The 22,184-nt window shown below is 43.8% G+C and carries 14 protein-coding genes, 2 tRNA genes and 3 rRNA genes; 11 read left to right on the top strand and 8 right to left on the bottom strand.

What is annotated here, in order from left to right; translation table 11 throughout:
• Positions 1-84 precede the first annotated feature (84 nt).
• From rrf to F902_RS21580, 5 genes are all read right to left on the bottom strand, one after another.
• Positions 85-199, bottom strand: a 5S ribosomal RNA gene (gene rrf / locus F902_RS21600).
• Positions 200-373: 174 nt separating this feature from the next.
• Positions 374-3,264 (bottom strand): 23S ribosomal RNA (locus F902_RS21595).
• A 328-nt stretch (positions 3,265-3,592) separates the two neighbouring features.
• Positions 3,593-3,668 (bottom strand) — tRNA-Ala (locus F902_RS21590).
• A gap of 55 nt (positions 3,669-3,723) precedes the next feature.
• A tRNA-Ile gene (locus tag F902_RS21585) sits at positions 3,724-3,800 on the bottom strand.
• 59 nt (positions 3,801-3,859) lie between these two features.
• Positions 3,860-5,397 (bottom strand): 16S ribosomal RNA (locus F902_RS21580).
• The 16S, 23S and 5S rRNA genes sit together here with 2 tRNA genes alongside, the layout of an rRNA operon.
• A 564-nt stretch (positions 5,398-5,961) precedes the next feature.
• Here F902_RS21580 and F902_RS21575 point away from each other — a divergent pair.
• From F902_RS21575 to F902_RS21545, 7 genes are all read left to right on the top strand, one after another.
• Complete coding sequence (locus tag F902_RS21575; RefSeq protein WP_004804518.1) at positions 5,962-6,849, top strand: MlaA family lipoprotein; 888 nt, start codon at positions 5,962-5,964, stop codon at positions 6,847-6,849.
• 130 nt (positions 6,850-6,979) lie between these two features.
• A complete protein-coding gene (gigA, locus tag F902_RS21570; protein ID WP_005207100.1) occupies positions 6,980-7,948 on the top strand; it encodes an RsbU family protein phosphatase GigA in 969 nt (322 codons plus the stop codon).
• 102 nt (positions 7,949-8,050) lie between these two features.
• Positions 8,051-8,572, top strand: coding sequence for an anti-anti-sigma factor GigB (gene gigB / locus F902_RS21565; RefSeq protein ID WP_005207099.1), 522 nt, complete (start codon positions 8,051-8,053; stop codon positions 8,570-8,572).
• Positions 8,573-8,600: 28 nt separating this feature from the next.
• Positions 8,601-9,425 (top strand): carbon-nitrogen hydrolase family protein, encoded by an 825-nt coding sequence (locus F902_RS21560; protein WP_005207098.1) that lies wholly within the window; start codon positions 8,601-8,603, stop codon positions 9,423-9,425.
• A gap of 211 nt (positions 9,426-9,636) precedes the next feature.
• The gene (locus F902_RS21555; protein WP_005207097.1) at positions 9,637-9,999 is read left to right on the top strand and encodes a DUF4951 domain-containing protein; all 363 of its coding nucleotides are present in this window, start codon (positions 9,637-9,639) and stop codon (positions 9,997-9,999) included.
• 138 nt (positions 10,000-10,137) lie between these two features.
• Entirely contained in the window at positions 10,138-10,575 is a 438-nt protein-coding gene (locus F902_RS21550) for a MarR family winged helix-turn-helix transcriptional regulator (RefSeq protein ID WP_005207096.1), read from the top strand.
• An 87-nt stretch (positions 10,576-10,662) separates the two neighbouring features.
• Entirely contained in the window at positions 10,663-11,097 is a 435-nt protein-coding gene (locus F902_RS21545; protein ID WP_005207095.1) for an organic hydroperoxide resistance protein, read from the top strand.
• A 61-nt stretch (positions 11,098-11,158) separates the two neighbouring features.
• Here F902_RS21545 and gspE read toward each other — a convergent pair whose 3' ends face one another.
• The gene (gene gspE, locus F902_RS21540; RefSeq protein WP_005207094.1) at positions 11,159-12,649 is read right to left on the bottom strand and encodes a type II secretion system ATPase GspE; all 1,491 of its coding nucleotides are present in this window, start codon (positions 12,647-12,649) and stop codon (positions 11,159-11,161) included.
• A gap of 93 nt (positions 12,650-12,742) precedes the next feature.
• Between gspE and F902_RS21535 the strand changes: the two genes are divergently transcribed.
• Together F902_RS21535 and F902_RS21530 are read left to right on the top strand one after the other, a co-directional pair.
• Positions 12,743-13,564 carry a hypothetical protein gene (locus F902_RS21535; RefSeq protein WP_005207093.1) on the top strand — a complete coding sequence of 274 codons (822 nt, stop codon included), beginning with the start codon at positions 12,743-12,745 and terminating at the stop codon, positions 13,562-13,564.
• 9 nt (positions 13,565-13,573) lie between these two features.
• A complete protein-coding gene (locus F902_RS21530) occupies positions 13,574-14,491 on the top strand; it encodes a mechanosensitive ion channel family protein (protein WP_004804508.1) in 918 nt (305 codons plus the stop codon).
• Here the strand turns inward: F902_RS21530 and F902_RS21525 are convergent.
• Complete coding sequence (locus F902_RS21525; protein WP_005207091.1) at positions 14,488-17,355, bottom strand: DUF2339 domain-containing protein; 2,868 nt, start codon at positions 17,353-17,355, stop codon at positions 14,488-14,490. The genes F902_RS21530 and F902_RS21525 overlap by 4 nt on opposite strands.
• A 188-nt stretch (positions 17,356-17,543) precedes the next feature.
• Between F902_RS21525 and polA the strand changes: the two genes are divergently transcribed.
• Together polA and F902_RS21515 are read left to right on the top strand one after the other, a co-directional pair.
• Positions 17,544-20,309, top strand: coding sequence for a DNA polymerase I (gene polA / locus F902_RS21520; protein WP_005207089.1), 2,766 nt, complete (start codon positions 17,544-17,546; stop codon positions 20,307-20,309).
• A gap of 127 nt (positions 20,310-20,436) precedes the next feature.
• The gene (locus tag F902_RS21515; RefSeq protein WP_005207088.1) at positions 20,437-21,567 is read left to right on the top strand and encodes an acyltransferase family protein; all 1,131 of its coding nucleotides are present in this window, start codon (positions 20,437-20,439) and stop codon (positions 21,565-21,567) included.
• Positions 21,568-21,608: 41 nt separating this feature from the next.
• On the opposite strand, the gene F902_RS21510 is transcribed toward F902_RS21515, so the two are convergent.
• A complete protein-coding gene (locus F902_RS21510; RefSeq protein WP_004804504.1) occupies positions 21,609-22,178 on the bottom strand; it encodes a YggT family protein in 570 nt (189 codons plus the stop codon).
• Between the last annotated feature and the right edge of the window lie 6 nt (positions 22,179-22,184).

Genomic DNA, 22,184 nt, shown 5'->3' with positions numbered 1-22,184 from the left:
CGATTGATTCTCCCCATTATACCTTTCCGTCCGCCCAATAAAAAACACCCCCAGCCGTTAGGTTGGGGGTGTTCTAGATTTAAAAGCTGGCGATGACTTACTCTCACATGGCAAGTGCCACACTACCATCAGCGCTAAGAGGTTTCACTTCTGAGTTCGGGAAGGGATCAGGTGGTTCACACTTGCTATTGTCGCCAGCAAACTGTTGTGGTGCTTTCGGGTCTTAATCACGATGTATTCATCGTATGCCTTACTTACGGTCCAAAGAGTTATTAACGGATTAGATTATTGAGTCGGTATTGTAACTAGTTTATTCACTAAATCAAGTTATGTATTGAATTTATCTTGAATACAACAACTGTTTGGGTGTTGTATAGTCAAGCCTCACGAGCAATTAGTATTGGTCAGCTTCACACGTCACCGTGCTTCCACACCCAACCTATCAACGTCCTAGTCTCGAACGGCTCTTTAGAGGAATAAATTCCTAGGGAAATCTTATCTTGAGGTAGGCTTCCCGCTTAGATGCTTTCAGCGGTTATCCCTTCCGAACATAGCTACCCGGCGATGCGACTGGCGTCACAACCGGTACACCAGAGGTTCGTCCACTCTGGTCCTCTCGTACTAGGAGCAGATCCTCTCAAATTTCCAGCGCCCACGGTAGATAGGGACCGAACTGTCTCACGACGTTCTAAACCCAGCTCGCGTACCTCTTTAAATGGCGAACAGCCATACCCTTGGGACCTGCTTCAGCCCCAGGATGAGATGAGCCGACATCGAGGTGCCAAACACCGCCGTCGATATGAACTCTTGGGCGGTATCAGCCTGTTATCCCCAGAGTACCTTTTATCCGTTGAGCGATGGCCCTTCCATACAGAACCACCGGATCACTAAGACCTACTTTCGTACCTGCTCGACTTGTGGGTCTCGCAGTTAAGCGCGCTTTTGCCTTTATACTCTACGCGTGATTTCCGACCACGCTGAGCGCACCTTCGTACTCCTCCGTTACTCTTTAGGAGGAGACCGCCCCAGTCAAACTACCCACCAGACATGGTCCTCGTCCCGGATAACGGGACAGAGTTAGAACCTCAACATTACCAGGGTGGTATTTCAAGGACGGCTCCATTGGAACTGGCGTTCCAACTTCAAAGCCTCCCACCTATCCTACACAAGTAAGGTCAAAGTTCAATGTCAAGCTGCAGTAAAGGTTCACGGGGTCTTTCCGTCTAGCCGCGGGTACACTGCATCTTCACAGCGATTTCGATTTCACTGAGCCTCTGCTGGAGACAGCGCCGCCATCATTATGCCATTCGTGCAGGTCGGAACTTACCCGACAAGGAATTTCGCTACCTTAGGACCGTTATAGTTACGGCCGCCGTTTACTGGGGCTTCGATCAAGAGCTTCGCTTACGCTAACCCCATCAATTAACCTTCCAGCACCGGGCAGGCATCACACCCTATACGTCCACTTTCGTGTTTGCAGAGTGCTATGTTTTTAATAAACAGTTGCAGCGGCCTGGTTTCTGTGGCTGCCAATAGCTCAGGGAGCAAGTCCCATCACCGTCAGCAGCGTACCTTCTCCCGAAGTTACGGTACCATTTTGCCTAGTTCCTTCAGCAGAGTTCTCTCAAGCGCTTTGGTCTACTCGACCTGACCACCTGTGTCGGTTTCGGGTACGATTCCTGTGTAACTGAAGCTTAGAGACTTTTCCTGGAAGCATGGTATCAGCCACTTCACTGTACAAGTACAGCTTGCTATCAGTTCTCAGCATAGAGTACCCCGGATTTGCCTAAGATACATGCCTACAACCTTCCACCTGGACAACCAACGCCAGGCTGACTTAACCTTCTCCGTCCTCTCATCGCATTACACAGAAGTATTGGAATATTAACCAATTTCCCATCGACTACGCCTCTCGGCCTCGCCTTAGGGGTCGACTCACCCAGCCCCGATTAACGTTGGACTGGAACCCTTGGTCTTTCAGCGAACGGGTTTTTCACCCGTTTTGTCGTTACTCACGTCAGCATTCGCACTTCTGATACCTCCAGCATACTTCTCAATACACCTTCATCGGCTTACAGAACGCTCCCCTACCACTTGACTAATGTCAAATCCGCAGCTTCGGCACATAGTTTTAGCCCCGTTACATCTTCCGCGCAGGCCGACTCGACTAGTGAGCTATTACGCTTTCTTTAAAGGGTGGCTGCTTCTAAGCCAACCTCCTAGCTGTCTATGCCTTCCCACATCGTTTCCCACTTAACTATGATTTTGGGGCCTTAGCTGGCGGTCTGGATTGTTTTCCTCTTGACTACGGACGTTAGCACCCGCAGTCTGTCTCCCGGATAGTACTCATTGGTATTCGGAGTTTGCATCGGTTTGGTAAGTCGGGATGACCCCCTAGCCGAAACAGTGCTCTACCCCCAATGGTATTCGTCCGAGGCGCTACCTAAATAGCTTTCGGGGAGAACCAGCTATCACCAGGCTTGATTAGCCTTTCCCCCCTATCCACAAGTCATCCCCTGGCTTTTCAACGACAGTGGGTTCGGTCCTCCAGTTAGTGTTACCCAACCTTCAACCTGCTCATGGATAGATCGCCTGGTTTCGGGTCTATACCCAGCAACTAAACGCCCTATTAAGACTCGATTTCTCTACGGCTCCCCTATTCGGTTAACCTTGCTACTGAATATAAGTCGCTGACCCATTATACAAAAGGTACGCAGTCACCGAACAAGTCGGCTCCCACTGCTTGTATGCATGCGGTTTCAGGATCTATTTCACTCCCCTCACAGGGGTTCTTTTCGCCTTTCCCTCACGGTACTGGTTCACTATCGGTCAGTCAGGAGTATTTAGCCTTGGAGGATGGTCCCCCCATATTCAGACAAGGTTTCACGTGCCTCGCCCTACTCGTCATCATTGTGTGTGCCCTTTCGTGTACGGGAATATCACCCTCTACGTTCGCACTTCCCAGAGCGTTCCACTAGAACACACACAACTTAATGGGCTGCTCCCCGTTCGCTCGCCGCTACTAAGGGAATCTCAATTGATTTCTTTTCCTAAGGGTACTGAGATGTTTCACTTCCCCTCGTTCGCTTCATAAGCCTATGTATTCAGCTTATGATACCCGCCTTATAGCGGGTGGGTTCCCCCATTCAGAAATCTCCGGATCAAAGGATATTTGCCGCCTCCCCGGAGCTTTTCGCAGGCTATCACGTCTTTCATCGCCTCTGACTGCCAAGGCATCCACCACATGCACTTAATTACTTGACTATACAACCCCAAACAGTCGTTAACACATACAAGTGAGTGTTATCGTTGCAAACTTAATTGCTACTATTCGTTGTCTGTGAACTTAATCACCATACAGCTTCAATCTAAATTCATATACCAAAACGCTTGATTCAGTGTTTTTGCTAGTTCTCAATCTCATTCTTTCGAATGAATTGAGTGAACAATTTATTTCAGACTCAATTTTCTAATCTGTTAATGATTAACTACCACCTCGTCGGTGAGTAGTAAACTGTGATAAATCACAGAAGTTAATAAGCTAACTGCTTACTAAATTCTGTAATCTTTAGCTCGTACTCCGTAAAGTACATGGTGGAGACTAGGAGAGTCGAACTCCTGACCTCCTGCGTGCAAAGCAGGCGCTCTACCAACTAAGCTAAGTCCCCAGCTTATCACTTAATGAACGACATATCTTTCAATCCAAGCTACTGCAATCAGATTTGGTGGGTCTGACAAGACTTGAACTTGTGACCCCACGCTTATCAAGCGTGTGCTCTAACCAACTGAGCTACAGACCCTCAGATACATCTTCGAAGAACAACTTGTTGTGGATTCTTACCAGTCACCAATCTTTCGTTAAGGAGGTGATCCAGCCGCAGGTTCCCCTACGGCTACCTTGTTACGACTTCACCCCAGTCATCGGCCACACCGTGGTAAGCGTCCTCCTTGCGGTTAGACTACCTACTTCTGGTGCAACAAACTCCCATGGTGTGACGGGCGGTGTGTACAAGGCCCGGGAACGTATTCACCGCGGCATTCTGATCCGCGATTACTAGCGATTCCGACTTCATGGAGTCGAGTTGCAGACTCCAATCCGGACTACGATCGGCTTTTTGAGATTAGCATCCTATCGCTAGGTAGCAACCCTTTGTACCGACCATTGTAGCACGTGTGTAGCCCTGGTCGTAAGGGCCATGATGACTTGACGTCGTCCCCGCCTTCCTCCAGTTTGTCACTGGCAGTATCCTTAAAGTTCCCGGCTTAACCCGCTGGCAAATAAGGAAAAGGGTTGCGCTCGTTGCGGGACTTAACCCAACATCTCACGACACGAGCTGACGACAGCCATGCAGCACCTGTATGTAAGTTCCCGAAGGCACCAATCCATCTCTGGAAAGTTCTTACTATGTCAAGACCAGGTAAGGTTCTTCGCGTTGCATCGAATTAAACCACATGCTCCACCGCTTGTGCGGGCCCCCGTCAATTCATTTGAGTTTTAGTCTTGCGACCGTACTCCCCAGGCGGTCTACTTATCGCGTTAGCTGCGCCACTAAAGCCTCAAAGGCCCCAACGGCTAGTAGACATCGTTTACGGCATGGACTACCAGGGTATCTAATCCTGTTTGCTCCCCATGCTTTCGTACCTCAGCGTCAGTATTAGGCCAGATGGCTGCCTTCGCCATCGGTATTCCTCCAGATCTCTACGCATTTCACCGCTACACCTGGAATTCTACCATCCTCTCCCATACTCTAGCTGACCAGTATCGAATGCAATTCCTAAGTTAAGCTCAGGGATTTCACATCCGACTTAATCAGCCGCCTACGCACGCTTTACGCCCAGTAAATCCGATTAACGCTCGCACCCTCTGTATTACCGCGGCTGCTGGCACAGAGTTAGCCGGTGCTTATTCTGCGAGTAACGTCCACTATCCAGTAGTATTAGTACTAGTAGCCTCCTCCTCGCTTAAAGTGCTTTACAACCAAAAGGCCTTCTTCACACACGCGGCATGGCTGGATCAGGCTTTCGCCCATTGTCCAATATTCCCCACTGCTGCCTCCCGTAGGAGTCTGGGCCGTGTCTCAGTCCCAGTGTGGCGGATCATCCTCTCAGACCCGCTACAGATCGTCGCCTTGGTAGGCCTTTACCCCACCAACTAGCTAATCCGACTTAGGCTCATCATTTAGCGCAAGGTCCGAAGATCCCCTGCTTTCTCCCGTAGGACGTATGCGGTATTAGCATTCCTTTCGGAATGTTGTCCCCCACTAAATGGCAGATTCCTAAGCATTACTCACCCGTCCGCCGCTAAGTGATAGTGCAAGCACCATCACTCCGCTCGACTTGCATGTGTTAAGCCTGCCGCCAGCGTTCAATCTGAGCCATGATCAAACTCTTCAGTTTAAAATCATTAGTAGCTTATGGCTACAAATCTTGGCTCATCAATTTTCTGACTAAAAATTCGCTCAAATAAACTTCGAGAAATTTTTACCATTCAATCAATGAAATATTTTCGATCGATCAACCAGTAAAAATCCACACAAGTTGTTCTTCTATTCTCTTAATGATCTTCTCGATGATTCGTCATCATCAAGCTAGGTCGGCTATATTACTCTCAATTTCTTAAAAGTCAACAGGTAATTTAGATATTTAGCAAACTTATCAATCAACCCAAGAATCCAACCTTTTTAGCCAAATCCTTGTTTCTCAACAAGTTTTTATCTGCATCACCGCCGATGGATGTGCATTCTACAGCATTTCACATCCAACACAACCCCATTTTCATTCTTTTTTATTCAAGTGAACATTTTTAAACCAAAATCACAATTTTTCTTATATTTTTCGATCGAATTTGTTTTAATAATAGGAGAACAACTAAACTATATGCTCATCTTTATGTTGCGCGTTCTATGACGCAATCATTTTAATGGCTGTATTATTTCGCTCTAACAGCGATTAAGGACTTATATGCATTACTCAAATTTTATCTTGCTTGGGTTGTTAACTGCTGGAGCATGTTCATCAGTAGTCGCACAAGACACTCCCAGCGATTCAGCCAATCAAGCTAATGCTGTAACAAGCCAAGTCACTGCTGAGCAAAAAACCTCTACAATTCAAGCCATCAAAGATTTAAAACATCTGACCAAAGATGACTTAAAAGTAAATGCGAATGCAGCACAACCTGATTCTGTTAAAGACCCTTTACAACCATTGAATCGCCAAGTCTATGCATTCAATGACATGTTAGACCGTAACTTATTAAAGCCTATTGCAATTCAATATGTTGCTAAAGTGCCAGAACCTGTGCGTAGTCCCTATCGCCAATTTCGCAAAAACCTAGGTGAACCTTGGAATGCAGTTAACCAGTTAATGCAAGGTCGCCCAACGCGCGCCGCAAAAACTTTAGGCCGTTTTACAGTGAATACTTTAACGACTTTGGGTTTTGCTGATCCAGCACGTCGTTTGGGTTTAAGCACTGAAGAGGAAAGTTTTGGTGTGACTCTAGGCTATTATGGTGTTCCATCTGGTCCTTATGTGATGTTGCCTTTCTTTGGCCCAAGTACATTCCGTGATGGTTTTGGTTTAGCCGCCGATAGCTATGGTCGTCCACAAAAATACTTACTAGATGATCATGAAGGTATTTATTGGTCAACCAATGTATTACAGGCAGTTGATGCACGTTCTCAAATTCTTGATATTGAAGAAAGTCTAAAAGGTGACAAGTACGCAATGATTCGTGATTTCTATTTACAACGTAAAGCTTTCCAGATCGCAGAAAAGCGTGGCGACTCAAATGATGTTTCTTTTATTAGCGATGAAGATGACATTGATGACAGCTCTTCCCATGAAAAATGATTAATTTAAAATAATGTTTTACAAACTTATGTATTGCCAGAGAATTTAAACTCTGGCAATACTATATCCAAGGTCATCTTTCATCTATGATGAATTTTAAATGATCATACAAAGGATTGGCTATTCATCTATGTATTTCATACAACCCACGCGTTCCGTACCTTGTTTAGATCAAGCTTTAACTGAGTTACCGAGTTTGCAGATCATTCAAATTGATGACTTGGATTTGTATGATCAAACCATCATTGCAATTGCCGATGTACAAGACTTTTTAAAATATCAGTGGAAACTCCCAACAATTGTACTTGCATTTGAACATGAAGGCACAGCGTTAGCACAAGCTTGGGAACAAGGTGCATTAGCAGGTTGGATTTGGGATAGTTTGCCAAAAAATCCGATTCATTCTTTGTTTAAAATAGATGCTCAATACAAACGTAATCAAGATAGTCGAGATTTGCCCTCTGCTGCCGAATTACAAAAACGTCTTTTACCGAATCCAATCGAATTACCAAACTATCAGTTTGAATCCCTTTTTCAACCATCTGCTTATTTATCTGGGGATTGGTATGATTATTGGCGTTTAAATGATGAAGAAGTATTGTTCTATCTGGCTGATGTTTCAGGACATGGCGTCACCAGTAGCTTATTAACCTCGTGGATGGCAGCCTTTCATGGCCGTTCAAAAACACCAAGTCAATTGATTCAAAAGCTGAATGCAATGTTGGTACAAGAGAATATTGAAAAACACATTACCATGGTTGCTGGGATCTTAAATTTAGTCACCCATGAAGTGCGTTGGTCAAGTGCAGGACATTACCCTCCCCCCATTATTTTTGAACCGAATCAACCTCCTCAGATTCTAACGACCAGCAGCTTTCCACTTGGCCTGACTGAAGAGCTTGAAGTCGAAGAACACCACTGTAAATTAAGTCGTCATGCGCGGTTCATTTTATGCTCTGATGGTGCCTTGGAACCATTTGATGGTGGTCTGAACGATCAGTTTAATCAATTGGTCGAACATCTTCAAAATGACTCATTCAAAGCCCCTGAACATGTAGCAGATGACATTGCAATTTTGAGCATATGCCGAATGAATTAACATTAAAATCAATATCTTAATTAAATCACACCCTCCAACCACTTGTGTCTCCAATATCACTATGGGATAATTTCATATCCTTTCTCTGAAAATGGCATTTATATGTCAACAGGTCATGTTGAATATGCAAGTTTGAACGGAACGCATATTTTCAAGCTTATTGGCGAAGTGCGTGCTCACTCTTGTATAAGTCTAGACAAACTACTCAATCGAATTGAACAACAGCAAAATGTTGTTGGTGCAATCGTTGACTTAACCGAAACCACGTTTATTGACAGTACTGTTTTAGGTATATTGGCAAAACTAGGTTTAAAGCTTAAGCAAGTTCATCACATACAAGCCGTTATGCTCTCGACAAATCCAGATATTACGACCTTGGCCAATAGCATGGGGCTTGGGCAAGTATTTGTGATTTTAAACTACTGTGGCGATCCAAGTGTATGTACATTGGAGCTTACAGAAGAGCAAGTAACGCACAGCGCAATGCTCAACACTGTGCTCGATGCACACAAAACACTGATGCACTTGAACGAAAACAACCAAAATATGTTTGAACCATTGGTTAAGCAATTGCAAAAAGAGCAAGATTGCTTAAATCTCGACGTACAAAAACAAAACGCTTGATCGTTAAACTCAGTATCGTGATCTCCCTATGACCTTACTTTCTGTTGCACAGATGAATTCTCAAAATGACATTGAAGCAAACTTCGATGTCATCGAATCATTACTTCAACAAAGTAAGGCTCAAGGTGCTGAGCTGATTGTTTTCCCCGAGAATTTTGTTTGCTTTGCTGCGGGTAAGCAACGCGAAACCGCAGCACAATTCGAAGCAATTCAAGCACGTCTAGAACAATTAGCACATCGTTATCAAATCTGGATTGTTGCAGGTACACTCCCATGCCCTTTCCGTCCAGATGGCTCAGTCATTCAAGATGGTCGTGTTCGCACGGTCAGCTTATGTATTAGTCCTGAAGGAACTGAAGCACGTTATGACAAAATCCACTTGTTTGATGTACAAGTCGGTGATGCTGTAGGCGGTTATCAGGAATCCAAATTCTTTGAACCTGGCGATCAAGTGGTTGTCGCAAAAACACCTTTTGGCAATATCGGCCTGATGGTTTGCTATGACTTACGCTTCCCTGAACTTGCCTTAAGCTTACGTCAACAAGGTGCAGACATTCTTACTGCCCCAGCTGCATTTACCTATACGACAGGCCAGCTCCATTGGCAATTATTGCTACAAGCACGCGCCATGGACAGCCAGTGTTATGTCTTAGGTGCTGCACAACAAGGTTGGCATGGTGAACAACGTCAAACTTGGGGACATGCAGGTATTGCAGATAGCCGCGGCCAATTGCTGCAAAGCATTGAAACTGAAGGACACGGCCTAATCACTAGTGAATTTGATCTTGAGACACAAAACAAACTTCGTCTTGCAATGCCATTAATGCAGCATCGTAAGATTATTGCCTATTAACTCCCTCTTCATCTTTACACCACTTTCAACACACTGCTGTACAAAATACAAGCACACAAGATCAATCTGACTGCAATGATCAACTTTTATAAATGCCTGATCTATAGAATCATGATTTAATACAAATTATTGATCATAGTAGAACAAAGTCAGCCAATTTTGGTCTAGCTATGATGTAACATCATCCGTTAATTCTTATTAAGCTTTATTCATGTTTAGATTTATTGTGATTTTCTTTTTTTTGGGGACCGCTGTACAACTTCACGCGACATCTGTGGATGTAGATGGTGATGAATCAACTCAATCATCTCGGGTTTTGTCTACGCCACAAAACTTATCGCTGAATGCTTTTGGGCAATGGATCATTGGCTGGGGAACAGGTGCTGAAGGTGCAAGGCAGAGATTAGACAATATTCAACGTGAAGACGTTATGGTCATTAAACAAAAAGGCACAACCTTAGAAATGATCAAAGCATGGCAGCAACATTTTGAACTTGAAGCTCAGAATAATCTCAATAACCCCACCGCACGCTACCGAGCAAGATTGATGAAAAAAATTGCTGAGCTTTGGTAATTGGCAATTTAAGTAAGCGATAGAAAGCATAAGTTTTTACAGCTTGTGCTTTTTTCATTTGAATTGATACTGAAACTACTTAGGTAATCGATTAGACCAAGATATACTGCATCTATTCAATTATTATTTGAGGGCTGCATGGGCGAAGAGCATCCGCAACTGTTATTAGACAATCAGTTATGTTTTATGATTTATTCGACCAATCTCGCATTGAATCAGGTTTATCGCCAATTACTCGCACCACTTGGCTTAACCTATCCACAATATCTGGTGATGCTAGTGTTATGGGAAAAAGATCAACTGACAGTTTCAGATATCGGTGAGCGGTTATTTCTAGAATCATCTACACTTACGCCATTACTAAAAAAACTTGAAGCAGCTGATTTAATTACTCGTCAACGCTCAAGTAAAGATGAACGACAAGTGATTATTACCCTGACCCCACAAGGGCAAGCTTTACAATTACAAGCGATTGATATTCCAAATCAATTAGCTCAAGCCGCATCCTGTTCACCAACAGCATTATTGGCACTAAAAGATCAGCTTTCAGAACTTCGCACACATCTAAACAAATAAGTTTAAAATTTACACAACAGCAACTTGTTTTTTAATTTATATCGTGTACGATTTAATTGTATTCAATATTATTTAGGAATAATAATCATGTCTTTAGAAAAAGTGGTTTATCGTGCGAAAGCAAAAGCAACAGGTGGTCGTGATGGTCGTGCAACGTCCTCTGACGGTGTTTTAGATGTGCAATTAGGGGTGCCAAAAGAAATGGGCGGTGCAGGTGGCGCAGTCACTAATCCAGAACAATTGTTTGCTGCTGGCTATTCTGCATGTTTCTTAGGTGCAATGAAGTTTGTAGCGAATCGCGATAAATTTAAAATTAGCAAAGATGCCTATGTTGAAGGTGAAGTCGGCATTGGTCCGATTCCAAATGGTTTTGGTATTGAAGTGACCTTGAATGTGTATTTAATTGGAATGGAACAAGCAGAAGCAGAGCAATTGGTTGCGGCTGCACATATCGTTTGCCCTTATTCAAATGCAACACGTAACAATATCGACGTTACTTTCAATATCGTGACGACTGCATAATCCGAATACTCAAACAAAAACAGCATGGTTAGACCATGCTGTTTTTTATTCGTGAATCGATTTATTCTTCCGCAGCTTCATTGGTGACACGAAGTACTTCTTCTAATGTGGTTTTTCCAGCCAATACTTTAAGTAAACCATCATCACGAATCGATGCAGCATGACGACGTGCATAATTTTCCAATTCATACTCAGCGGCATTGCCATGAATCAAACGGCGCATCGATTCATCGACTGGTACAATTTCATAAATTGCGGTTCGCCCACTAAACCCAACGTGTGAACATTTTTCACAACCATGTGGTTCCGGCAATTCCATATGTTCATCAACTTTGAGATGCTGAAATACTTGTCGCTCGAAATCATCAGCCTTACGCCAAGTCACACAATGCGGACATAAAGTACGAACCAGACGCTGCGCAATCACCCCAATCAGTGAACTAGCAAGTAAGAATGGTTCAATTCCCATATCTTTAAGACGCGTTACCGCACCAATTGCCGTATTAGTATGCAGTGTGGATAACACCAAGTGACCCGTTAAAGAGGCTTGTACTGCAATTTCCGCAGTTTCCAAATCACGAATCTCTCCGACCATCACCACATCTGGATCTTGACGCAACATCGCTTTTAACGCACGCGCAAAGGTCATATCCACTTTGGTATTGACCTGTGTTTGGCCAATACCTTCCAATTGATATTCAATCGGATCTTCGGCAGTCAAAATATTACGCGTATGGTCATTCAAATCTGACAATGCTGCATACAAGGTGGTGGTTTTACCTGAACCCGTTGGACCTGTCACCAAGATAATGCCATGTGGTCGATGAACAAGTTGCGTTAAACGATCATAGTCATTTTGCATCAAGCCTAAATGCGTCATGTTCAAGCGTCCGGCTTGCTTGTCCAGCAAACGCATAACCACACGTTCGCCATGCGAAGACGGTAAAGTTGAGACACGCACATCCACTTCACGCCCTGCGAGACGCAATGAAATACGACCATCTTGTGGAACACGCTTTTCCGCAATATCCAGTTTCGCCATGACTTTGATACGCGACACCAATAGTGGTGCTAATTCACGGCGTGGCTGGACAATTTCACGTAGTTGACCATCGACGCGTAATCGTACAGAAAGCTTTTTCTCAAAAGCTTCGATATGAATATCAGAGGCACTGACACGAATCGCTTCAGACAGTAAGGCATTGATTAGACGCACGATCGGTGCATCATCCTCCTGATCCATCAAGTCTTCAGCTTCAGGTACTTGATCCGCCAAACTCAATAAATCTGGATGGTCTTCTAGGCCTGCCGCAACTTGTTGCGACTCGCCAGTATCCCCTGCATAGCTAGAACTCAGTAAGGCATGAAACTCTTGATCGGTACACAATTGATCGTGAGCTGTTTTCCCCAAAATTCGACGAGCTTCCTGTAAAGCAATACGCGCGGTGTCCTTGCGTCGTACAATAAAAACTTGATCGCCTTCATAACGTAACAAAACGCCATGTCGTTTAGCGAAACTATAAGGAATTTGTATTTGTTTAAGTATTTGCATCACACAAATAATGATAAAAGAAAGCAGTGAGTGTACTCTAAGCAGATTACAGCGTGAAGTCTGTTTAGCATACTCACACAGGAATTTTGCATCTTGTCTCAAAATAATCAATATCAAGCTCCCCATTCTGACGCTCTGAAATGGTGGGGCGAACAACAATTCGAAATTCAACAGGCCAAAGCGTGGCAATTCGGTTCATTGCTCTTTCGTCTCACCCGCGGCATCAAAGAATGGCGTTTGGAATATCATCGCCCTCAATTTCAGTATGACTATGAGCAGCAGTGGCGAATATTGAATGATATTGAATTTGCCATGCCGCCTCCGGCAAAAATCGAACGCTATATGTTCCACAAGACCAATGGCAGCTTTCATTTGATGCCTCGGTTGGCGGATCGCTCAGTGGTGATTCGACCTGTTGACCCGATTTATATTCCTGCGGGTCAGCGTGGCACCCTGTATATCAGTACCCCCTTGTGGATTGCGGGTTTGGTTGACGGTCTTTCTGAACCTCTATTTGATATTCCCGTGATTCAACCGAAAGATACTTGGTTTGGTAAAGACCCACAAAATGGTGAGATTTGCTACGCGACCTCTGTAGATGGTCGTATTGATTTGAATCTCCTCAAACCGCGTGCTTTCCGTGCGGTGACCCCGATTGAATTCCACAACACCAGTCACCATCAACTGCGTTTTGATCGCATGAATGTACCCGTCCCTGCACTGCCATTATTTTATAGCGAAAGTACAGGCCGTTTATGGACCTCACAAATCAAAGTCTATTATGAGGGTACTGATCATCCAGCGCGTATTCGTATTGAAAATAAGACCCCAACCCAAGCGGGTGAAGTCACCTATGTGCATCCCCCTCGTGCACCAGGCAGTACTTTATTCAATATGTTTGATTCATTTTTTTAAGGGGTCGCGATGCCAAATTCGAATATTCCCAAAGATGTTGCCGGCAGCCTAACCAGTGTTTTCACCAACATTAACTTTGAGCGACTCAGTGAAATCGTGGTCGCCATTATTTTATGTTTTATCGGCTTCCTGATTGCACGTTTGGTTTCAAATGCCTTTATTCGCACGGTAGGTAGCCGCTTTAATGCGCATCAACGCCTGTTATGGCGCCGAGGCATCTTTTATTTCATCTTCTTGCTGTTCATTATGACCAGCCTGAGAGAAGCAGGCTTTAAGCTCAGTGTGTTTTTGGGTGCAGCCGGGATCTTAACCGTTGCCTTAGGTTTTGCCTCACAAACCTCTGCCAGCAACTTGATCAGTGGTTTATTCTTGATTGGTGAAGGCTCATTTGAAGTCGGTGATACCATTCAAATTACCTTAATTCGAGGTCAAACCATCGAAGGTGAAGTGATTTCAATTGATTTACTCTCGGTGAAACTGCTCACACTGGACAATGTTTATATTCGTTTGCCGAATGAACAACTGATCCGAACCCCCGTGATGAACTTATCCAAATATCCGATACGGCGTATTCCAATCACTTTGGCGATTAACTTCCACGAAGACATTATTAAAGTGCGACATGTTCTATTAGACGTGGCAGCCAAATATCCGTTGGTGATGGATGACCCTAAAGCCACGGTCACAGTGACGGCGTTTAGAGAATCATCCATTGAGCTTCTATTCGCGGTATGGTGTCGTCAGGAAAACTCACTCAAAGTACGCGATGAAATGCAGGAACGCATTCGTAATGGCTTCTTGGAAAATGAGATTGAGATTCCTGTACCGAAGATGGGCCTGATTGACCGACCTCTCCCCTTAGAGAATGACGAAGTCGATCAATATGCCAATCAGAAAGAACTCAAAAAAGAACAGAAAGAGAGTTAACTCTCTTTCTGATTTTCTTCTATCGCAGGGGGTAACGGCGCTAGATAAGCAATCACCAGCATGATCGCACCAGAACCAATAAATGAAATCACACGAGTTAAAGTGCCACTTTGTGATAGATCCAATAACAACAGTTTCGCTACCACAATGGCTAACAAGGCCGCACCAACAAACCAGATTTGTCGGATATGACGGCGACTGGAAAAGGTCATCAGAATAAAGGCCAAAATCACCCACAATAGTGTCAAACTGAGTTGTACATCGCCATTCGACCAGATTGCTGTCCCCCAGAATGGTGTGCCCAGATAATGATGCATAGCACGTACCACCACACTACTCAGCACCAATAGGCCAATCAAAATGGTGGTGACTTTAAAGCCCCACTCCATTGATCGCTCTACACTAAAGTCATGCTGATATATCATCCAGATCAATCCCGCAAACACCAACAAAGACAAAAGATCGGTAGGATTGAATAGCGGTAAAGCATAATACTGTTCAGCCGAATACGGATCTAGACTAATCAGCAATAACCAGAACAGGCTTAAGCCCCATACAGGTAATTGATGTAATAACTGTGTTTTATGCAATCGTAATAACCAAACAGCATACATCACAGGGATCAACGCAAGCGCTGCAATCGGCATGATTGGGAAAATGGCCAAACCGATACTGGCAAGACTCAACCACAGCAAGGTCGCCCAAATCACCGTATAGACGCTAGACTTGCTCAAATTCAAGCTGATCAGCAGTAAGGACAATAAGCTCGCAGCGACAGCAAAGCCAACCTGATTTAAGGTGCTCGGCCAATGTCCTGTCGAGTAAACCTCTACAGCAAAAGTTTCCCCGTACAGTAGGAATAACAACACCGCCACCAAAATCAGCTGTAGATTGCCCCACTGCAAACGTGATTTAACATGCACAGCCAGATTAAACAATGCCAATAATATTGTAGCAACGGCGAGATAAGGACTCAGTCCATGCTGCTGCCATTGCATCAACTCAGCTCCTGCAATCGCACCTGAATACAACCCAAGTGCCAGAAAAACCCCACTCAACATGCGTGCACTGAAATACTTCTCGACCTCTTGATAATGCAATAAGTAAAAAGCAGAAATAAATTGAGCAAGCGCAAAAATCGCGGTACTCAAAATTGGGAAATGATCATTTGACCAAACTTGGAAGAGTAATGCCACTGAACTTAATAATACCAGTGCCACGCCAACATAACGGCTTAAACGATATCGTTCAGTAACGCCCCAGACAATCAAGGCAGTTCCCTGAATCACCCAACCTGTTGAGGTCCAATGTGCCCCTTTGGCCAATGGGAAAATCAAGGCAACAAACACAACGGCAAGAATAAAGAAACTTTTTGCCAAAATTGATAATTGTGGATGCTGGCGTTTAATCCAAATATTTAAACTGATATAGACAATCGCGAGTGCAACCGCTCCCCAAGTGAGTGCTGAGGTCGAGTTATGCATTAAATAGGCATGTAGCGAAAAGCCCAGTACAGGCACACTAAAAATTAGGCCTACATCTAAAATAGGTTGTAAACGCTCAGATGTCTGAGCTGTTTGTTGCTGCTCATTCTGAGCTCGCAACATCAATTGGCTATAACGAATACTGAGCCAGATAAATAAAGCAATATGCAACCATAGGATCATATCCAAGGTATCAAACTGTGTAGTTTTTGCATAAATCCCGATAGTCGAACCACCGATGAACATGGTGGCAAAGAAGGCAATTTGATGCAGAATTTTCCAGGGTTGAATAAAATTCAACGCTGCCACGGCTAAGTTAATGACAAAATAATAACTAAATAAGAAAATCACATCAGGATGATTTTGTGGAATCACCAAGGGCGCTAGATAAGCCATGGTTAAAGCCAACATCGCCAAATACAAGGCTTGTTGCTTTAGACTCAGATAGACTGTCGCCAGTAATAGCATCACAAATAAAATACTGGCGGTACTTAAGCTGGCAATAACGGCGAAATGATGCGAGAAGATCAGGGTTAAAAAAACCACCGCTAAACCGACACCTTGTAAGGCCACTGCAAATAGCTGATTTTTCTTTTGCAGCACATAACCTGTAACCGTAATGATCACGCCTGCACTGGCAATAAAACTCAATTTCACGCCTAGACTGAGTTGCCAATGTTCACTAGCAAAACGCAATAACAACACCACCCCAACCATAAGTACCGCGACGGCGACACGTAAAATTGGATTGCCATGTATCATCCAATCCAATGCTGGCTGCCACCAAGCAGGTTGTTTGGATTCAGAAGAATGAACAGCGGAAGTAGCGTTCTGAAGTATTGGACTTTGAACTGATTCAGGTCGAGCCTGCATCCAAGCTGGCTGCTGCTGTTCCACAATTGCAGAGTTTGAAGCTGTCGTTTCATCCCATTCAGCAGATTGAGCAATATTTGGCGTCTGTTGTTGTGGCTGAATTAAAATATCTGGATTGAGTGATTGTGTTGCAACCTGCTCTAAATGCAGCAATCGGGTTTGAAAAGCACTGATGGTTTGGATCAAACACAACAACAATACCAATAAAGCGCCACCTGCGAGCCAGATCCAAGTATTGGCATAGGCAAATAAGGCGACGAGTGCCGCGGCATATATCACAATTTTTTGTACGCCAATACCAGCCCCTAATGCAGAATAGCTCGGTGCAGCTTGCTCTAGTTGCAGCAAACGCTGATGAATTTCAGACAGAACGTGCACAATAACAACGGTCAATCCAATCCCAGCAGCAACAATTGTCCCTTGCCACTTCAATACAATTGCAGCCGCAAGCAATACAGCCAAGGCAATTAATACAACGATGAGTCCCTGTTTGTCTTTTTTATACATAGACTTATATCAATTATGACAGCTTCATTGCGGCTATCTTACTTGATCACTAGATAGGCAGGTATTGTTACATACAAAATACTGCAAATTTTAAACGACATAAGCAGCCGCTCTCCGTCCAGTTCAGATAAGACAGCCACCACTTTTTCACGTAAAATACCGAGTAATTTATAATTAGGATTTGCGCAATGCCACCTTTTGTCTTGGTAGACGGGTCTTATTTCTTATTTCGTGCTTTTCACGCCTTACCCCCATTAACCACGTCGACTGGCTTACATACCAATGCCATTCGAGGTGCAATATCAGCGATCCAAAAACTGATGCGCCGCACTCAACCGACGCATATGGCTGTGATTTTTGATACGCCAGAGCCGACTTTCCGTCATAAATTATCGCCAATCTACAAAGGCGACCGTCCAAGCATGCCTGAGGAATTATCTCAACAGATTCCTTATTTACATGCGTTGATCAAAGCGCAAGGCATTCCTCTGTATTTTCTCGCAGGTGCGGAAGCGGATGACATTATTGGTACGCTAACTAAACGTGCCTTGGCAGAAGGTCATCATGTCCTCATCTCGACGGGCGACAAAGACATGGCGCAGTTGGTCAATGAACATGTCAAACTGGAAGACAGTTTTAAAGAACGTGTTTTAGATGAAGCCGGTGTGTTTGAAAAGTTCGGGGTACATCCACATCAAATTATTGATTATCTTACCCTAATGGGTGATGCATCTGACGGTATCATGGGCGTTCCGGGTGTTGGCGCAAAAACAGCGGCAAAGCTGCTGAATGAATACGGCACATTAAACAATATTATTGCCAATGCTGATCAGCTTAAAGGCAAACTCAGCCAGAATATTAAAGATAATGTAGACAACATCAAAGTTGACCATCAACTTGCCAGCATTGTCTGTGATCTTGATCTTGCCTTAGATTGGCATGACCTCAAACTCGCCAATCCTAATGTGGATCAACTCCGTGAGCTCTATACTGAATTAGAATTTCGTAACCAATTACAATCCTTAGACCATCCCAACAATCCCAATAGTTCTGCTTATCAACAAACCTCGCAAAGTATTGCCAAAGCTGAACTAAAAGCAGAACCCGTGGTGGCTGAAGATCATGCCAATCTATCAAGTCAAGATGATCAACTCGGTAATGCGACTTATCATACGGTATTGAGCCAACAAGATTGGGATGCCTTATTGCAGCGTATGCAGCAAGCCAATCATTTTGCGATTGATACTGAAACGACTAATCTGGATTATCGCTTTGCCGAACTGGTCGGTTTCTCGGTCGCGTTTGATGCCAAAGATGCCTATTACGTTCCTGTGGCACATGATTATGAAGGTGCCCCTGAACAACTGAATCGTGAACTGGTTCTGGCTCAGATCAAACCGATCCTTGAAAATGAACAAGTCAAGAAAATTGGTCATCATTTAAAATATGATGCGCATATCTTTGCCAATCATGGTATCACCATTCAAGGTTGGTATTTCGATACCATGCTTGCTTCATATGTATTGAATGCCGCGGCAACGCGACATGGTATGGATGATGTTGCTCGTCTTTATCTCAGCCATTTGACCACGACGTTTGAACAAATCGCAGGTAAAGGCGCAAAGCAAAAAACCTTTAATCAGATTGAGCTTGAAGTCGCAGCGCATTATGCCGCCGAAGATGCGCATGTTACCTATCGTTTATATGAAGTACTCGCAGCAAAACTGAAAGCCCATCCAGAACTGGTCAATATTCTACATAATATTGAAATGCCTGTTGCTCGTGTCCTCACGGGAATGGAAGAAGATGGCATTAAACTCGACCATCAATTCCTCGATCAACTCAGTGTCGAGTTTTCAGAAACCATTCAAACGCTCGAAGCTCAAGCAGCAGAACTGGCAGGTGAAGCCTTTAATGTTGCCTCACCAAAGCAAGTCGGTGAAGTCCTGTTTGAAAAGCTAGGACTAAAAGGTGGTAAGAAAACTGCAACAGGTCAATACAGTACCAGTGAAAGTATTTTAGAGAAAATCGAACATCCATTGGCTGAAGTCATTTTGGAACATCGTGGCTTGGCAAAACTCAAAAATACCTACACCGATCGCCTGATTGAACAATCACATGACACAACCCATCGTGTACATACCAGCTATCATCAAGCCTTAACTGCAACAGGCCGTTTGTCTTCAACTGATCCAAACCTGCAAAACATTCCAATTCGTACTCCGATTGGGCGTCAAATTCGTAAAGCTTTTATTGCACCTGAGGGTCGTGTGTTACTCGCTGCCGATTATTCGCAAATCGAACTGCGTTTGATGGCACATTTCTCTCAAGATGATGCATTAGTCCATGCCTTCCAACAAGGTCAGGACGTGCATCGCCGTACCGCATCTGAAGTGCTTGGCATTGCCATTGAAGATGTCACTAATGACCAACGCCGCCAAGCCAAAGCAGTTAACTTTGGTCTGCTCTATGGTATGTCTGAATTTGGTCTCACCCGTCAGCTTGGCTTTAGCCGTGAAGAGTCACGTAGCTATATCGCACGTTACTTCCAACGATATCCGGGCGTATTAGATTATATGGAACGTACGCGTCAGATTGCGCGTGAACAAGGCTTTGTTGAAACCATTTTAGGCCGTCGTCTATATACGCCAGACATTATGGCAAGCAATAAAATGATCAAACAAGCTGCTGAACGTGCGGCAATCAATGCGCCACTACAAGGCAGTGCGGCTGATATTATTAAACTTGCCATGATTGCAGTCGATAAAATGCTACCTAAAGATCAAGCTAAGCTATTATTACAAGTGCACGATGAACTTGTGTTTGAAGCGGATGCTGCGATTGCGGATGAACTGTCCAAGCAAATTGCTGAAGTGATGCAATCGGTATTGGAAATTTCAGTGCCGTTTGTGGTTGAAGTTGGACAAGGTCCAAACTGGGATGCTGCCCACTAAGCCATCTACATACCCGAAAAACAAAATGTTTCTTGCAGACAGGGGATAAACTCCCCTGCGCTACAAGAAAACTGAAAATAAAGAATATCTGATAAAAATTAATTCGTATAGGAGAAAGGAATGCAATATGTCCTTTAATCAAGTCCAATTTAAGCGCTTTCACTCTATTGATTCATTACGCTGTATTTCAATCTTTTTGGTTTTACTGCATCACTTCAATATCCCTTATAAGCTGTTTGACACCTCGATCAATTTTCAGGTTTTGGGTGAAAACATCACCACACTTTTAGCCCGCAATGGTAATTATGGTGTCACCATGTTCTTTGTGATCTCGGGCTATCTCATCACCTCACATACCATCAAACGCTGGGGTGCATTACATCAGATCAATACGCGCGACTTTTATATTTCACGATTCGCTCGCATCATACCGACCTTGATTCTGCTGATCTGTCTGGTCAATCTCTTCGGTGCATTTGAGCTTAAACCTTTTATGACTCAGGCCCCAAACGGCATTGTTGTCGCTCAGTCAACAGTTAACCTAGCAGCATTGACCTTTTGGATGAACATCCTGATTATTGAAAATGGTTGGGTCAACTATGCGCTTGGCGTGTTATGGTCTTTATCTGTGGAAGAAGTGTTTTATCTACTATTCCCACTAACAGCACTGCTATTTAAGAAGAAGCCCTACTTTCTATTTATCTGTGTTGCCATAATTCTATTTGCACCCTATTTTAGATATTTACATTATGGTGAGGAAAGTGGTGCGTACCTCTACCATTACTTCTCTAGTTTTGATGGAATTGCCTTTGGCTGTATTGCAGCGCTGATCGCACCGCAACTGAAACTGCAAGCCCAAACCTGGTTAGGGTTGAAATACCTTGCCATTGCGACCATGTTCATCATCTATTTTTCTGCACCGATTAAACAAAACTGTATTTGGGGCGTTAGCCTGTTTGCACTTGCGACAGCGATCGTGATTGTTGCGAATGCGGCAAATGAACACACTACGACGCAGACACAGCGGTTTAAGTGGTTACAAGAGATTGGCAAGAACAGTTATGAAATTTATTTATTCCACCTGATTATTTTAGGTTTTTTTAAACTGTTTTATACGCCAGCAGTCACAGAAGGCAACATTAAACTGGTCTTATTATTGGTCTATTTTGTCCTTGCGATTGGGTTAGGTGCTTTCATTGCACGCTATTTCTCCAATCCATTAAATCGAGCCATACGGCAACGTTTGATCAAGAAATAAAAAATGGGCATAACGCCCATTTTTTATTGAATCAGATTTGCTTAAAGACCAGTTAATAGCACTTTAGCTGCTTCATTCATCAGAATCTCAGCGACGTACAAAGCCAAGAAAGCCAAAATTGGAGACAGGTCGATCATCCCCATATTCGGTAATAAACGGCGGAATGGTGCAAGCAATGGTTCAGCCAATTCTTGAATCACTTCAATATAAGGTGAGCGTGTCTGCGTAAACATCACCACCCAACTTAAAATGATCGTTGCAAAAATCAAGTAACGACAGAAACGAATCAAATCCTGAATCATGGTCACAAATGTCGTGATCACCAGATATACCGCACTATGTGGCATCTGCCCAGACAAATACATCAGACCAAACATTTTCAATAAATACAGCACCACCAACAAAGCAACTGCCGCTAAATTGACACGGCCTTTACCAATCGTCGGGAAAATGCGGCTAAACACATCCACAATCTTGGTGGCTTTCACGGTTGAAAGCACCACAGGATTGTATGGACTGACTGCTGCCAATTGCATTAAAAAACGGAAAAAGACCAATAAAATTGCAACATTGATCAAAACACCAAAAATTAGCGCAGAACTTGCACCCATAATTGT

The organism is Acinetobacter higginsii (assembly GCF_000369525.1).
GTDB lineage: Bacteria > Pseudomonadota > Gammaproteobacteria > Pseudomonadales > Moraxellaceae > Acinetobacter > Acinetobacter higginsii.
Note: the sequence above shows the minus strand (reverse complement) of the source record. Positions and strands in the feature narration are given on the sequence as shown.